A 16,430-nucleotide genomic window follows, 5' to 3' on the forward strand; every position below is an offset into this window, starting at 1 on the left:
GGATCAGGGGCAAAAGCAAGCGCTCTTGATCGCGGGATGAAGCGATATCGGCACGGCACGTTGGCACCTTCGGCGAATCCGGTCGAAAGGCGCAGTCGGCGCGACGGCTCAACCGCCGGTCAACAGCTCGAATAGCGTCGTCCGGCGGGTCGCGCCGGTCGTCTCGCCGACACCCGCGGGCGGGATGGGCCCGGCGCTCTCACCGCTGGCGGGTCGCACCTGTTCGATGGCGGCCGTGCCGTCCACGCTTGCTGGCGGCTCGGGAAACGCATCGGGATTGGCGGTTGCGAAACCGTCGGGCAGGGTGCCGGGGCCGGCGACCGCGCCACCGTTGTCGAACATGGGCTGCACGCCGGTCGTCCCGAACAGCGGCGAGGGCGACAGACCCTCGTGGGCAGCGGTCATGAAGTCATGCCAGGCCTTGGCGGGAAGCCCGCCGCCGGTGACCTTCTTCATCGACTTGCCGTCGTCATTGCCGAACCAGACGCCGGTCGTCAGATTAGAGGTAAAGCCGACGAAGAGTGCGTCACGGAAGGATTGCGTCGTGCCCGTCTTGCCGGCCGCCTCCCAGCCCTTGATGCGAGCCTTCTTGCCGGTGCCGTCCGTCAGCACGCGCACCATCATCTGGTTCATCTCGCTGACGATCGCCGGGTCGAGCACGCGCGGCGGATTATCGTAGGTATTTTCGTAAAGCACCGTGCCGTCGGCGGTGGAGATGCGGCGGATGACGTGCGGGGTCGCCTTGAAGCCGCCATTCATGAAAGGTGCGTAGGAGGAGGTAAGCTCCACGAGACTCACTTCAGACGTGCCGAGCGCAATCGAAGCGTTCGCCTGCATCTCCGAATCGATCCCGAGCCGATGCGCGAGCTTGACCACGTTCTGCGGGCCCACCTCCATGACGAGCTCGGCCGCGATCGTGTTCAGCGAGTTGGCGAGCGCGTCGGCAAGCGTGACCTCGCCGCGGTATTTCTGATCGTAGTTTTCGGGCGTCCAGTTGCCGATCCGGACCGGCGCGTCGTTCCGGACCGACATGGGCGTGCGGCCGATTTCGAGGGCTGCCGCATAGACGAAGGGCTTGAAGGCAGAGCCCGGCTGGCGCTTGGCCTTGGAGGCGCGGTCGAACTGGCTTTCGGCATAGTCGCGGCCGCCGACCAATGCCCGGATGGCGCCCGTGCCGTCAATCGACACGAGGGCGGCTTGTGAAGCGTTGAGCTTCCCGCCCTCTGCATCGAGTGTCGCGGAAATGGCTTCCTCGGCTTTCTTTTCGAGCGTCAGGTCGATCGTCGTGTCGATCACCAGGTCCTGGTTGATTTCACCGATCATGCCGGGAAGCTGATCCATGACCATGTCGGCGACGTAGTGCTCGGCGCCCGACCAGAAGCTCTTGGCCTTGGTGGGCGTCTGCGACATGGCCGTCTTGATCTCGGCGTCGGTGATGAAGCCTTCCTCGCGCATCGCGCCGAGCACCACCTGCGCGCGCTCCTCGGCGGCGTCAGGGTCGCGGGCGGGCGAGAGCCGGGAAGGCGCCTTGAGCAGCCCGGCGAGCACGGCTGCCTCGCCGAGATTGACGTCACGCGCCGACTTGTTGAAGTAGCGCCTCGACGCCGCCTCGACGCCATAGGCGTTGGAACCGAAGAACACGCGATTGAGATACATCGCGAGAATCTGGTCCTTGGAGTATTTCTGCTCCAGCCACAAGGCGAGCAGCACCTCCTGCACCTTGCGCTCCAGCGTGCGCTCGGGCGAAAGGAACAGGTTCTTGGCGAGCTGCTGCGTTAGCGTTGAGCCGCCCTGGACCATGCGGCCGGTCGTCAGATTGGTCAGCATGGCGCGCGCCAAGCCCAGCGGATCGACGCCGAAATGCGAATAGAAGCGGCGATCCTCGATGGCGATCACCGCTTGCGGGATGTAGGGCGACATGTTTTCGAGCGACAGCGCCTCGCCGCCCGTCGCGCCGCGATTGGCGATGATGTCGCCACTGACCGAAAGGATTTTGACATTCGGCGGCCGGTCTGGGATCGACCAACTGGTGGCGCTCGGCATCCGCGCGCCGTAATAGAGCACCAGCCCACCGATACCGATTGCGCCCCATATGCCGAGCACGATGCACCAATAGGCGAGCCTGCGCACGAGGCCGAAAAAGCCGCCGCCGCTGCCGGAGCCGCGCTGACTGCCGCGCTTGCCGCGAGCCTTTCGCTTGCCTGATTCGGACTTGCCGCGGGCGGGCCGGCGGGCGCTTCCGCTCACGCGGTCGCTCGCCTCGACGCGCAAATCGTCGTCATCGCTGTCGACGCCGCCGAAGGAAGGTTCGATTCGTTGTCCTGATTTGCCGCGTGCTGCCATGCCGGAAGGATATGTCCCCTTGAGGCCGGACCTTGATCGCTCGAAAGCGATCCCCGGCGGCGCCATTGCTGTCGTGCGGTTCGATCTCATCTCGCCGCACCGGCCGATGCGTTGGACTCTAAATGCGGCAATTTAAGGGGGAGTTAAGAGTTGCCGATCAATGAGTTCGGGCCATTTTGACTGCCGAATTTACAAACTTAAGCGCGACCAAATTCTGGTTCGCAGCCTTACCACTTTGCCCCTGCCATTTTGCCCTGCGTCAAACGCATTGCTGCATTGCAGCATTGACGGTATTAAATCAGCCGAAATGATTTATCTTCAACTCATCGAAGCGCTGCACCTCCTCCCGCGGCGCCCGATCACGGATCGGTTTCACTCCTCCTCCCAGGAACCGATCGAGTTCAAGGACCCCGAGCCATCTCCTCCCGGCTCGGGGTCTTTTTGTATCAGCCGACCGCACACCGAAAAAGCCATGGCTCCACGCCCGGCGCCGGTATATCAGACTCGTCATGAAATCCAGGGCAAACGGCTACGTCTTCGCGCTTCTTGCGATCGTTATCTTCGCGATCCAGGACGGCATTTCCAAGCATCTTGGCGCCATCTATCCGCCGGTCTTCGTGTCGATGATCCGCTATTGGGCCTTTGCCGCCTTTGCCGTGGTGCTGGCGGCGCGGGCGCCGGGCGGGCTCAAGGCGACGATCGTGACGAAGAAGCCGGCGCTGCAGGTGCTGCGCGGCGTGTTGCTGCCGGCGCAGATCGTGATCGTCATCACCGCTTTCACGATCGTCGGCCTGGCGCATTCGCAGGCCATCCTGGCGGCCACCCCGCTCTTCGTTGCGCTCCTGTCCATGCCGCTCCTTGGAGAGCGGGTCGGCTGGCGGCGCTGGGCGGCGATTTCGGCGGGCCTTGTCGGCGTGCTCCTGATTCTGAAGCCGCAACAGGGCGGCTTCGACATGAGCTTTCTGCTGCCGCTCTCGGCGGCGCTCATGTTTTCCATCTATATTATCGCTACGCGACTGGCGAGCCGCGGCGGCGATTCGGCGATGACGAGCTTCTTCTACACCGGCATTGTCGGCGCGGCTGCGATCAGCCTGGTGGGCCCGTTCTTCTGGACGGCGCTGGCGCCGGCCGATTGGGGCTGGATGCTGCTGCTCTGCGTCACCGGGACCTCGAGTCACTATTTCCTGATTCGCGCCTACGACATGCTCGATGCCGTCGCCGTCCAGCCGCTCACCTATCTGCAACTCGTCTTCGCTTCGATCATGGGCGTCACCATCTTCGGCGAGACGCTGACGGCAAACATGATTCTGGGATCCATCCTGGTGGTCGCAGCCGGCATCTTCACGGTCTGGCGCGAGCATGTCGTCGCGAGGCGCAAGGCCGGCCTGCCGCCGAAGTGATCCCGCATCGCTTCCGCACTCGGCCATCGCGGGCAGCGAAACCTGTCTTGCCTTCTGGCTGCCACTTGCCGGGTCTTGAATAGGCCTTCGGTTAAGGAGAAGGCGATGAAGGTTTGTTTGACGGCAGCGATCGCATTTGCAGCCCTCGCGGTGGTGAAGGCCGAAGCCTCGGCCGAGGAGGCGCTCCCCTATATCGACGATCGCTCCGACGGCGCCGCGCTCGTGCGTTCGTTCTACAACGCCATCAACCGCAAGGAATATGCCCGCGCTTATGGTTATTTCGCCGACACGCAGCCGGTCGGGGGGTTCGCGGATTTCTCGCGCGGCTATGCGAATACCGTTTCGGTCGAGGTCAGGGTTGGAAAGGTGACGACCGAGGGTGCAGCCGGCAGCGTCTATGCCGCCATTCCCGTCGCGGTCAAATCCATCGAGCGGCCTCAAAAGATCCGTCTATTTGCCGGCTGCTATGTCGCCCGCATCATAAATCCGGCGCAGCAGGCGCCGCCCTTCACGCCCTATCAGATCGAGACGGCGCGGCTCAAGGAGGTAGAGGGGCCGATCGAGCAGGCAGTACCTGCCGTCTGTGACGTGCCCTGATCGACTCCCTGCAGCGGCCTTTCAGGGATTCAGCCGCCGGCTACGGCATGCCGCCGTTTCGTTGCGCCAGGAAGCGCAAGCGCTCGTAGATCAGGATGACAACGAGCGCCATGACGAACGGCACGAGGAGGTAGAGCAGTCGGAAGATCGCGAGTGCCGCCAGCACGCCGGCCGGATCCACCTCCGGCAGCGCCGCGATGAAGACGAGCTCGAGTACGCCGAGTCCGCCGGGCGCATGCGACAGCAGCGCTGCCGAGAAGGAGGCGAGAAAGATGCCGAGAATGACGATGTAGCCGGGATTGCCGACCTCTGGCAGTGCGAAATAGATGATGCCGGCGGCGCCGAGGAGTTCGACGGGACCTATCACCAACTGCCTGAGAACGATCGCGGGTCTTGGATAGTGAAGCTGGAACCAGCGCGTGCGGATCGGGCGAAGGCCGATCAGGCTGCCGAGCACGTAAAGTCCGATGAGCACGAGGATGATGACCCCGGAGGTCAGCGACATCTCGATCGGCAGGAATTCCGCAAAGCGTTCGATGATGTCGGGCTTCGCCAACAGAACGATGGCCGACAGCGTCAGCGTGCCGAGCGTGAAGGTGAAGGAGCAGAAGGCGACGAGGATGCCGACCTCGCCGGCCGTCAGTCCCTTCGACCGGTAGGCCCGGTAGCGCACCACGGCGCCTGAAAACACCGACGCGCCGAGATTGTGCGAGAGCGCGTAGGTCGTGAACGAGCAGACCGTAATGTACCAGATGGAAATGTGATGGTGGCCGAGATGATCGAGTGCGAGTTTGTCATAGGCGGCAAGTGCTGCGTAGGCGACGAGGGTCGCGCCGATGGCAAGCAGCCAGCTTCCGAGCGAGATCGCCTGGAAACTGGCGATGAACTCATCGACCGAAAGGCCTCGCAGTTCATGGTAGAGCGCATTGCCCGAAATCAGGATCGCCGCCAGTCCGACGGCGGGCCAAAAATAGGCTTTTAACCTCTCCATGCCGGCGCCAGGGTGTTTCCGCGGGCGAGGTTGACAGGGGACCTTGGAGGACGGCGAAGTATGCCATCCCTGTTCCGCATTCCAAAAGGGCCGCGTCCGCAACGCGATGTCTCGGTCGTCGACCTAGCCAACAGCCCATTTCCCCATTCTGATCGTTTTGAAAAGGGAAGCATCCTGCAGCCACGAGGTCAAGCAGCGATGACCGGATATCCGATGCTCATCCGGAAAGATGCAAGCGGGTCCAAGGCCAGGGATGTGTAAACGTGAAGGCATTGCGGGGTCCCCTTTGGCAAACCGTGGCGAAAGCTCCGCCACGGTTTGAGAGAGGCAATCAGGCGGCCAGCGCGTCGAGGATGCGGATCCACGAGCGGATCCCCTTGTGAAAGGACGCGAGTTCGTATTTCTCGTTCGGTGAATGGATGCGGTCGTCGGAAAGGCCGAAGCCGACGAGCAGCGATTCGATGCCGAGCATTCGCTGGAAATCGCCAACGACCGGGATCGAACCGCCCATGCCGATGACGACCGCCGGTTTCGGCCATTCGTCGGAAAGCGCCATCTTCGCCGTGTTCAGCAAGGACGAATCATAGGGCAGGTGGATCGCCGGTGAGCCGCCATGGGCGTGGAACTCGACCGAGCAGTCCGCCGGCACCTTCGACCGCACATAGGCGCGGAAGGTCTCGCGGATTTTTGCCGGATCCTGATGGCCGACGAGCCGGAACGACACTTTGGCCGATGCCTGCGCCGCGATCACCGTCTTGAAGCCTTCGCCCGTATAGCCGCCGGTGATGCCGTTGACCTCGGCCGTCGGGCGCGCCCAGGTCAGTTCGAGCACGGAACGTCCCTTCTCGCCAGAGGGGATCGACAGACCAATCTGGCCGAGGAATTTCTCGGCCGTCTGGCCGAGCGTGTCCCAGGACGCTTTGATCTGGGCGGGCGTCTCTTCAACGCCATCGTAGAAGTTTTCGAGCGTGATGCGGCCCGTCTCATCGTGAAGGCCGGCAAGAATATCGGTCAGGATGTGGATCGGGTTGGCTGCCGCGCCGCCGAAATAGCCCGAGTGCAGATCGCGGTCCGCGGCCTTGATGACGATCTCCTCGCCGACGAGGCCGCGCAGGCCTGCGGAAATCGCCGGCGTCTCGCTGTCCCACATGCTCGTGTCGCAGACGAGCGCATAGTCGGCCTTGAGCTCGGCGGCATTGGCCTGAAGGAAGGGCTTCAGCGACGGCGAGCCCGACTCTTCCTCGCCTTCGAAGAGAATGGTGATCCGGCAGGGAAGCGCGTCGTGGATTTCCTTGTAGGCGCGCACCGCTTCGAGGAAAGTCATCAACTGGCCCTTGTCGTCGGACGTGCCGCGGCCGGTGATGACCTTACGCCCCGGCTCGATCTCCTTGATCGCCGGTTCGAAGGGAGGTGCGTCCCACAGGTTCAGAGGATCGACCGGCTGTACGTCGTAGTGGCCGTAGAACAGCACGTGCGGAGCGTTGGCCTTTGCGCCGACGTGGTGGGCGACGACCATCGGATGGCCGGGCGTCTCGCGCACGGAGGCAGTGAAGCCGAGTCCGTTCAGTTCCGCGACCAGCCACTCGGCCGCCTTGCGGCACTCCGCCTTGAAGGCCGGGTCGGTGGAAATGGACTTGATGCGGACGAGGTCGAAAAGCCGGTTGAGGCTCTTCGGAAGGTTGGCGTCGGCGCGCTCCAGAACGGGAATGATATCTGCCATCATGCGAATCCTTATGTGCGTTTCGCGCGGAACCTAGCCTATAACCCCGAAAAAACGAAATCGGTTTCAGAGAAGGATTTTGTACATCTCAAGGTATTGCCGCGGCCATTTGGCTGCGCGGCGTGCTGAGAATCGACTGCGTGCGGCTTCAGGCTAAATCGTTGATCCAGCGATAAAGCTGTCCTTCGCGGGTTCAGGAAGCGTCGCCGTTGCGCGCGGTATTGGCGAGTGCCATGCGCATGAATTCGAGCATCAGCTCCCGTTCGAAGCGGCGAAAGCCCGACAGCAGCGATTGCTCCGCCGCGATTGCCGCTTCCTTCGCCGCCGCTTCGATCTCTCTCGCCCGTTCCGTCAGGAAGATTTGTTGCGAGCGCCTGTCGCTCGGGTGCTTGCGGCGGGTGATGAGCCCGTCGCGCTCCATGCGCGCGAGCGTGTTGGCCACGGTCGCCTGCTCGATGTCCAGCCGAGCGAGGAGCTGCTTTTGCGTCAGGCCCTCCTCGGACCAGAGTTCAAGCAGAACCGGAAACTGGCCGGGCGCGAAGCCGAGCTTCTGGCCCCGCTCCTGCAGGGCGCGCGAAAAGCCTTTTGCCAGCAGGCTGGCCAGGTATGTCGCAGATTCCATACGATTGAAGGCCATGGCCTATGGGTACGCGTGAACCGGGGCGAAGACAAGTTACAAAGCCGGCGATGGAGCCGATTTACCCTGACTTCACAGGGATTTGAGCCCATGCGTGCCTCCATAAATGGGGCGCCCGATTTAAGACGCGCGGCACTGTAGGCGGCGCGGAGGCGAGCGAAAACTGCGCAACAAAAAACCGTCGCGGCGCGGAGGCGGCGCCGTGACGGCTCTTTGAAAGCAGGACAAAGGCCCGGAGAGGGGGATAAGGCCTTTGTCCACATCTGGTGCGGGCGGGGGACAGGCCAATCACCAGACGACGGCATCATTGCAGTGCCGTTCGATAATAATTTGAGGAGCCAAATGTGGCTTTTCAAGGATTGTCCGACTGAATCGCACATTACAAATGTGTAACGTTTCCGTGAGCCTTCGGGCGGCGTCGGCGTCTGCTCGCGTTAGCTCGAGATAGGCACTGCCGGTGAAAACCGCAATGGACGTTTGCTTCACCCCGCGCTATCCATGGCCGCATGAAAAACGGTGATCACCTCTTCCTCGTCGACGGCTCCGGCTTCATCTTCCGGGCCTTCCATGCCATCCCGCCGCTCAACCGCAAGTCCGACGGTCTTCCGGTCAATGCGGTTGCCGGCTTCTGCAACATGCTGTGGAAGCTCCTGACCGACGCGCGCGATACGTCGGTTGGGGTGGCGCCGACACATTTCGCGGTGATCTTCGACTATTCCTCGAAGACCTTCCGCAACGTGCTTTATGACCAGTACAAGGCGAACCGTACGGCGCCGCCCGAAGATCTGATCCCGCAGTTCGGGCTGATCCGGCATGCGACCCGCGCCTTCAACCTGCCCTGCATCGAGAAGGAAGGCTATGAGGCGGACGACCTGATCGCGACCTACGCAAGGCTTGCGGAAGAAGCGGGTGCCGATGTCACGATCGTTTCCTCGGACAAGGACCTCATGCAGCTGGTGACGCCGAAGGTGTCGATGTATGACAGCATGAAGGACAAGCAGATCACGATCCCCGAGGTGATCGAAAAATGGGGCGTGCCGCCGGAGAAGATGATCGACCTCCAGGCGATGACGGGCGATTCGACCGACAACGTGCCGGGGATCCACGGCATCGGACCGAAAACCGCTGCCCAACTGCTCGAAGAATACGGCGATCTCGATACGCTGCTTGCACGCGCCGGCGAGATCAAGCAGCAGAAGCGGCGCGAGAGCATCATCGCCAATGCCGACCTTGCGCGCCTTTCCCGCGAACTCGTGACCTTGAAGAACGATACCCCTCTCGACGTTCCGCTTGAGGATCTGAGACTCGAGCCGCAAAACGGCCCGAAGCTCATCGCCTTCCTGAAGACCATGGAATTCAACACGCTGACGCGCCGCGTCGCGGCGGCGACGGATACGGACGCCGAAGCAATTGAACCGGCCCATGTGCCGATCGAATGGGGCATCGAGGCGCACGGACCGGATCTCGATGTCGGCGAGGCCGCCGGCCCACCGCCGTCTGCCGAGTCCTCGAGCACCGCTCCGCCGCGCGGAACGGCGGCCAAGGCGGCCGTTTCCTTCGTTGCGGGCGCCGAGGATGCGGACGTCACCGGCGCGACGCCGCAGGGGCTTGCGCGGGCGCGCGCCGAATTCTTTGCCAAGGCTTCCTTCGATCGTTCCGGTTACGTCGCGATCCGCGATCTTGCGATGCTCGACCGATGGATCGCTGATGCGCGCGATGCCGGCGTGGTTGGTTTCGACGTGGCAACGACATCGGCCGACGCCATGCAGGCGGATCTCGTCGGCTTTTCGCTGGCGATCGCCGATTATCGCGACAATCCCTCCGGTGCGGAGATCCGGGCGGCTTACGTGCCGCTGATCCACAAGAATGGCGCCGGCGATCTGCTTGGCGGCGGTCTCCTCGAAAATCAGGTCCCCGTCCGCGAGGCGCTGAGCCGGCTAAAGGCTCTGCTCGAGGATCCGTCGGTGTTGAAGGTCGCACAGAACCTGAAGTTCGACTTTCTGTTGATGAAGCGGCACGGCATCACCATGCAAAGCTTCGACGACACCATGTTGATGTCCTATGTCATAGATGCCGGCAACGGTGCTCATGGCATGGATTCCCTGTCCGAGCGGTGGCTCAATCACAAGCTGACGGCCTACAAGGACATCACCGGCAGCGGGCGGTCTTCGCTCACGTTCGATTTCGTCGATATCGACAGGGCGACTGCCTATGTGGCGGAAGAGGCAGACGTGACGCTGCGACTCTGGCACGTCCTGAAGCCGCAACTTTCCTCCAAGGGGCTGACGCGCGTCTATGAGCGGCTCGAAAGACCGCTGGTCGGCGTTCTTGCCCATATGGAGGAGCGCGGCATCACCGTCGATCGCCAGATTCTCTCGCGTCTCTCGGGAGAGCTTGCGCAGGGTGCTGCGGCGCTCGAGGACGAGATCTATCGCCTGGCCGGGGAAAACTTCACGATCGGCTCGCCAAAGCAGCTCGGCGACATTCTCTTCGGCAAAATGGGATTGCCGGGCGGCTCCAAAACCAAGACCGGCCAATGGTCGACTTCGGCGCAGGTTCTGGAGGAGCTTGCCGCCGAAGGCCATGAGCTGCCGCGCAAAATCGTCGACTGGCGCCAGCTCACCAAACTGAAATCCACCTATACCGATGCGTTACCGGGTTTCGTGCATCCGGAAACACGGCGCGTACACACGTCCTATGCGCTGGCTGCGACGACCACAGGCCGTCTCTCTTCGGCCGACCCCAACCTGCAGAACATTCCGATCAGGACCGCCGAGGGCCGTAAGATCCGGACGGCCTTCATCGCGACGCCGGGACACAAGCTGGTTTCTGCCGACTACAGCCAGATCGAGCTTCGGGTGCTCGCCCATGTGGCGGACATTCCGCAGCTCCGCCAAGCCTTCGCCGACGGCGTCGACATCCACGCGATGACCGCGTCCGAAATGTTCGGGGTTCCCGTCGACGGCATGCCGGGCGAAATCCGCCGCCGCGCCAAGGCGATCAATTTCGGCATCATCTACGGCATCTCCGCCTTCGGGCTCGCCAATCAGCTTTCGATCGAGCGTTCGGAAGCGAGTGAATACATCAAGAAGTATTTCGAGCGCTTCCCCGGCATCCGCGACTATATGGAGAACACCAAGGCCTTTGCTCGCGAGCATGGCTATGTCGAAACGATCTTTGGCCGTCGTGCCCACTATCCGGATATCCGCTCCTCCAATCCGTCGCATCGCGCCTTCAACGAACGCGCCTCGATCAATGCGCCGATCCAGGGCTCCGCCGCCGACATCATCCGCCGCGCCATGGTGAAGATGGAGCCGGCTCTTGACGACGCGAAGCTCTCCGCACGGATGCTCCTGCAGGTGCACGACGAACTGATCTTCGAGGTCGAGGACAGCGAAATTGAGCGCACCATTCCGGTGATCGTCTCGGTAATGGAAAACGCTGCCATGCCGGCGCTTAACATGAAAGTGCCGCTGAAGGTCGATGCCCGCGCCGCGCACAATTGGGACGAGGCGCATTAGAGCATCATGCAGTAGAGCGGAATTCGTACCGTCCACCTCTTCCCAGCGCGGAGCGTTTGGGAGGGGACTTGGGGCATCTACTCTGCATCGTCGACTTTATCGGCGGGCACGTCGGTTTTGGCGAGAATGGCGCCGCGCAAGGTTTCGGCGTGTCCCCGGATTTCTTCCGCCCGCTGCTTGTTTGCCCTGGCGGCCGCGTCCAAGCCGCTGCGCCAGGCGTCGTCCGCCATCTTCTCGCAGAGCGTCACCCTTTCCTCGATGATCCTGAGCGCCACCCTCATCGCCTCGTCCACGGCACCCTCCTTCTCTGTGACCAGCGTCTCGGATGTGTAGGCGTGGCCAACCTGGCAGCGGAATCTGAGAGGCGGCCGGCTCCTGATCTCGGAAAGAACGCCGCCGCAGGCCGGACATGACAGGGGCACGGTGTCTGCAATCGTGCCGATCGCGGCTGGATCGACCGGGCGGCCGAGCGCTATATCGACCTCCAGCCTGATATCAGACGGTATGGGAACAGCCGGACCGGCCTGTTCGCCGGTGAGCTTGAGGAGCAGCGAGCCGAGGTCCGCGAGCGGAGCCCGATAGTCGACGTCGCTGGCTTTGAGCGCCCCCATGGGCATGCCTGGTTCAACCGCATCCAACGGATTTTGAACAACGGTTATGCCGCCGCATCGCTTGAGGTCGGCGAGGCCCGCTGCCCCGTCGTTCAGCATGCCGGTGAGCACGACCCCTACCGCCCTTGGCCCATAGCTCAGGCCAATCGATCGAAAAAGCGGATCGACTGCCGGTCGAGAGAGGTTCTCCCGTGGCCCGCGGCCGAGCCGAATCTTGTTGTCGAGAACGAGGAGATGACGGTCGGCCGGCGCAACATATACGCAACCGCACTCGACATGCTCGCCATCGACTGCCGTCTTGACGGCAATCTCCACATGTTGGTTGAAAATATCAGCGAGCAGATCTTTCCCGCGCGCGCCCACATGAATGACGACGAATACAGTGGCGGCGAAGTCGGAAGGAAGCTCGCGAAGCAAATGTTTCAGTGCGCCGATTGCTCCCATCGACCCCCCTATCGCGATCACGTCGCGGTGGGCCATGGAATGCTCCATTCAGCTATAACGTTTTATGCGCTGATAGGTTCGACGCAAAGTCAGATCGCGTGGAGCAACGGAAGATTTTCCCAGGCGCAGCTCTTGGTGACCGCCCCTTAGCGGATATAACAATGTTACGCCGGGGCGCCGGTCGGTGTAAAATGATAACCTACTCTCGCTTTGAAGGGGTGTCGGAATCCGGCGAACGAGGCCGCGGTCGTGCAGGTAACTGTGATTCGCTGGGCGCAGGAGGAGTGAGGCATGGGGCATGAATCGGATCCGCCGATTGTGGGCATCGGAGCTTCGGCTGGAGGTGTCCAGGCACTTCAGACCTTCTTCGATCACATGCCGACCGATACGGATGCGGCCTTCGTAGTCATCGTCCACCTCGATCCTGACGCCAGGAGCGAGCTTGCCAATATCCTGGCGTCACGCACCAAGATGCCCGTGACACAGGTGGAGAACGAGGCCCGGCTCGAACGCAACCACGTGTATGTCATCCCGCCGAACCGGAGGCTGAAGATCGGTGACGGCACGATCTCGGCACTCCCGTTTGAGGAGGCCCGGGCGCACCGCGCACCGATCGATCTGTTCTTTCGATCGCTTGCCGAGGAGCATGGCCCCGGTTTCGCGGTCATTCTCACCGGCGCGGGGGCGGATGGTGCGATCGGCGTCAAGGCCATAAAGGAGGCGGGCGGCATCGTGCTCGTCCAGGACCCGAACGAGGCGGAATATGCCTCGATGCCCCGCAATGCGATTGCCACGGAGGCGGCGGACTTCGTGCTGCCGGTCCAGGAGCTTCCGGAACGGCTGGCCGAGCTTCTGGCCAACCGGACACCGCTCCCCACTGCTGAGGGGCGGCCGAGCGACGAAGACGTGCTCGCGCGGATCCTCGCACATGTGCGCGTCAGAACCGGGCACGATTTTTCGCAGTACAAGCGGGCGACCATTCTGCGCCGGATCGGTCGGCGGGCGCAGGTGACCAGGAAGGAGTCGATCGCGGAATATTATGCCTATCTGCGCGGGAACGTGGAGGAGGCGCAGGCTCTCTTCAGCGACTTCCTGATTTCCGTCACCACGTTCTTTCGCGATCCGGCCGCCTTCAAGTCGCTCGCCGACAATATCGTTCCGCAACTGTTCGACGGAAAGGAAACCGGTGACAGCATCAGGGTCTGGGTTCCCGGCTCCGCCACCGGGGAAGAGACCTACACGATCGGCATCCTTCTCCTCGAGGAAGCCGCGCGTCGCGATCTCACGCCGGAAATACAGGTGTTCGGCTCCGACCTCGACGGCGCCGCGCTCGCGATTGCGCGCGAGGGATGGTTTCCGGCGACAATCGAAGGGGATCTGTCGGAGGAGAGATTGCGCCGGTTCTTCCAGCGCGAGGGCGATCATTATCGCGTGCGCCGGGAACTGCGCGATATCGTTCTCTTCGCCAGCCATAGCCTTCTTCGAGATCCGCCCTTCTCCCACCTGGACATGATTTCGTGCCGCAACCTGCTGATCTATCTCGACCGGCAGCTGCAGCAACAGGTGTGCAGCACATTTCATTACGCGCTCAATCCGGGCGGGTTCCTTTTCCTCGGATCGTCGGAAAGCGCGGACTATCCGGCCGGGCTCTTTCGCACGGTCGACCGCGAGGCGCGCATTTACCGGTCGGTGGCGGGCACCGGAGAGCGGCGCCCGACGCTGCCGGCGCTGCTCGGCCCGTACCAGACGGCGGAAAGAGCTCCAGTCGTCGCCCGCCCGCCGTCGCCCTCCGCCAGCTTAAGCGATGCTGTCCTGCACCGCCAGATGCTCGAGAAGATCGCCCCACCGAGCATGCTGGTGGACGAGAGCCATCGCGCGGTCCATCTTTCCGAAAACGCCGGCCGCTTCCTGCAGCCGTCGGGCGGGCCAGTCAGCACGGATGCTATCGATCTGGTGCGCGACGAGTTTCGCTTCGACCTCAGGGCGGCGCTGCATCGCGCCTTCGAGCGAAACGAAGCTACCTTGAGCATGCCGATCCTGGCCCAGGTTAACGGACAGGCGCATCGCGTCTACCTTCAGGTGAAGCCGGTTATTCAGGGAAGCGACCCGACGCGGCATGCCCTGGTGCTTTTCATAGAAGGCGAGGCGATCGACAAGAGCGACGGCGCCGTTTCCGAGACAATTGACGGGCACCCGGCTACCAGCCAGACGATCCGGCAGTTGCAGGAGGAACTCCAGCTTGCGCAGAACCGGCTGCGGGTGGTGCGGGAGGAATCCGAAGCGGCCAACGAAGAGCTGCGCGCCGCAAACGAAGAACTCCAGTCGATGAACGAGGAATACCGTTCGACCGGGGAGGAACTCGAGACGAGCAAGGAGGAACTCCAGTCGATCAACGAAGAACTGCAGACGGTCAACAACGAGCTGAAACTGAAACTGGAAAGCGTCTCGCGCGCCCATAGCGACTTGCAGAATCTCATGGCGGCGACCGACGTCGCGACGCTCTTTCTCAATCCATCGCTGCGCATCAAGCGTTTCACCCCACGTCTGATGGAGATCTTCAACGTCACCGCCAGTGATGAAGGGCGACCAATCACCGACTTCACCCATCAGCTCGAATATGACGCCCTGGCCGATGACGCGCGCGCGGTGTTGGAGCACCTCGCGCCCACAGAACACGAGGTCAAGGGCCGCAACGGTCGCTGGTATCTGGTGCGGATGCGCCCCTACCGGACGATAGACGACAAGATCGACGGCGTCGTGGCGACCTTCGTCGACATCACCGAGCGGCGTCAGGCCGAAGAGGATGCGCGGGAGAGCAAACAGCGCCTCGAACAAGAAGCGCGACTTGTGGAGCTGTCGCGGGCACCGATATTCGTCTGGGACTTCGACGACGGCATCAAGCAGTGGAACCGAGGCAGCGAGGAGCTCTACGGCTACTCGCGGGAAGAGGCCATCGGAAAGCCAAAGGAAAAGCTGCTCAAGACCGAGGTGCCCGGCTCCTCCTTCGAGAATCTGCGACAGACCCTTTTGGAGAGCGGCCACTGGAGCGGCGAACTGCACCACACGACAAAGGACGGGCAGGTCTTGACGGTGGAGAGCCACATCGAGCTCCTGTCAATGGGAGAGCGGCGCCTCGTTCTCGAAAGCACCCGGGACGTGACCGACCACAGGCGATGGGAACGGCGCCGGCAGCTCCTTGTGAACGAGCTGAGCCATCGCATCAAGAACACGCTGGCCGTCGTCCAATCGCTGGCGCGCCAGACGATGCGCACCTCGGATTCGCAGGAGGACTTCGTCGAGCGTTTCGAAGGGCGCCTCACAGCACTCTCAAGCGCGCACAAGCTGCTCGTCGAATCGGAATGGAGCGGCGCGGAGCTTGGCGCACTGGCGCGCAGCCAGCTTGAGGCCTATGCGAGCGGTGATCGGCACAGACTGCAGCTTGAGGGCGAGCCTGTGACCCTTCCGGCGGATACTGCGACGCCCTTCGGCCTCGTTCTCCACGAGCTTGCCACCAATTCAGCGAAATACGGAGCTTTCGCCACGGCAAACGGACGGGTCCAACTCAGTTGGAAGCGCGGGAACAATGACCGCCAACTGATTGTTACCTGGAGGGAACGCGGTGGCCCGCCGGTCGAGCCGCCAGGAGAGCAAGGTTTCGGCGGCGTGTTGATCGAAAAGAGTTTGCCCGGAGCTACGGTTCATCGTGATTTCCACCCGGACGGGGTGGTCTGCACGATCGACATCGAGCTTCCGGAGACCTCACAAAATGGAGCGGATCGCTGACGAAAACCAACTTCTTTGCGGCGCAAGAATTCTGATCGCTGAGGACGAGATGCTGATTGCACTCGACATGGAGGCGGCATTTCGAGATGCCGGCGCTGATATCGTCGGCCCGTGTGCGACACTCGCGTCAGCGTTGGACGCAGTCAGGAAAGAAGCACTCTCGCTCGCCGTGCTCGATGTTCGCCTTGGCGCGGCCACGACCGAGGAGGTCAGCGATCTCCTCTCCGAACGGGGCATCCCGTTCCTCTTCTACACCGGACAAACCTTACCCGCGGAGATGCAACGGAAGTGTGACGGCGCGGTCATTGTCGACAAACCGGCCACCCAGCAGGATCTCGTAGACGCCGCCGCCAAAGTGCTGGCCGCTTAAAGCGCCGCGACCC

At 62.5% G+C, this 16,430-nt stretch carries 10 protein-coding genes; 5 read left to right on the forward strand and 5 right to left on the reverse strand.

Annotated elements, in window-relative coordinates:
- Window positions 1-108: 108 nt before the first annotated feature.
- A complete protein-coding gene (locus tag QA637_RS17610; RefSeq protein ID WP_283064995.1) occupies window positions 109-2,343 on the reverse strand; it encodes a transglycosylase domain-containing protein in 2,235 nt (744 codons plus the stop codon).
- A gap of 509 nt (window positions 2,344-2,852) precedes the next feature.
- On the opposite strand from QA637_RS17610, the gene QA637_RS17615 reads away from it, so the two are divergent.
- Both QA637_RS17615 and QA637_RS17620 read left to right on the forward strand, forming a co-directional pair.
- Complete coding sequence (locus tag QA637_RS17615; RefSeq protein WP_283062530.1) at window positions 2,853-3,743, forward strand: DMT family transporter; 891 nt, start codon at window positions 2,853-2,855, stop codon at window positions 3,741-3,743.
- A gap of 105 nt (window positions 3,744-3,848) precedes the next feature.
- Entirely contained in the window at window positions 3,849-4,340 is a 492-nt protein-coding gene (locus QA637_RS17620; RefSeq protein ID WP_283062532.1) for a hypothetical protein, read from the forward strand.
- 40 nt (window positions 4,341-4,380) lie between these two features.
- Here the strand turns inward: QA637_RS17620 and QA637_RS17625 are convergent, their stop codons facing one another.
- The 3 genes from QA637_RS17625 to QA637_RS17635 form a co-directional block, all read right to left on the reverse strand.
- A complete protein-coding gene (locus QA637_RS17625; protein ID WP_283062534.1) occupies window positions 4,381-5,331 on the reverse strand; it encodes a lysylphosphatidylglycerol synthase transmembrane domain-containing protein in 951 nt (316 codons plus the stop codon).
- Between the two features lie 331 nt (window positions 5,332-5,662).
- Complete coding sequence (locus QA637_RS17630; RefSeq protein WP_283062536.1) at window positions 5,663-7,054, reverse strand: M20/M25/M40 family metallo-hydrolase; 1,392 nt, start codon at window positions 7,052-7,054, stop codon at window positions 5,663-5,665.
- A gap of 190 nt (window positions 7,055-7,244) precedes the next feature.
- Window positions 7,245-7,688, reverse strand: a complete 444-nt coding sequence (locus tag QA637_RS17635) for a MarR family winged helix-turn-helix transcriptional regulator (RefSeq protein ID WP_283062538.1) — start codon at window positions 7,686-7,688, stop codon at window positions 7,245-7,247.
- A 506-nt stretch (window positions 7,689-8,194) separates the two neighbouring features.
- Here QA637_RS17635 and polA point away from each other — a divergent pair.
- Window positions 8,195-11,209 (forward strand): DNA polymerase I, encoded by a 3,015-nt coding sequence (gene polA, locus QA637_RS17640; protein WP_283062540.1) that lies wholly within the window; start codon window positions 8,195-8,197, stop codon window positions 11,207-11,209.
- Between the two features lie 77 nt (window positions 11,210-11,286).
- Here polA and QA637_RS17645 read toward each other — a convergent pair whose 3' ends face one another.
- The gene (locus tag QA637_RS17645; protein WP_283062541.1) at window positions 11,287-12,300 is read right to left on the reverse strand and encodes a chemotaxis protein CheB; all 1,014 of its coding nucleotides are present in this window, start codon (window positions 12,298-12,300) and stop codon (window positions 11,287-11,289) included.
- Window positions 12,301-12,555: 255 nt separating this feature from the next.
- Here QA637_RS17645 and QA637_RS17650 point away from each other — a divergent pair, with 255 nt between their 5' ends.
- Window positions 12,556-16,047: a chemotaxis protein CheB gene (locus QA637_RS17650; RefSeq protein ID WP_283062542.1), complete on the forward strand. Its 3,492-nt coding sequence runs from the start codon at window positions 12,556-12,558 to the stop codon at window positions 16,045-16,047.
- Entirely contained in the window at window positions 16,031-16,417 is a 387-nt protein-coding gene (locus tag QA637_RS17655; RefSeq protein WP_283062543.1) for a response regulator, read from the forward strand. Before QA637_RS17650 ends, QA637_RS17655 begins: the two co-directional genes overlap by 17 nt.
- The last annotated feature ends 13 nt before the right edge of the window (window positions 16,418-16,430 follow it).

This window comes from Sinorhizobium terangae (assembly GCF_029714365.1).
GTDB classification, from domain to species: domain Bacteria; phylum Pseudomonadota; class Alphaproteobacteria; order Rhizobiales; family Rhizobiaceae; genus Sinorhizobium; species Sinorhizobium terangae.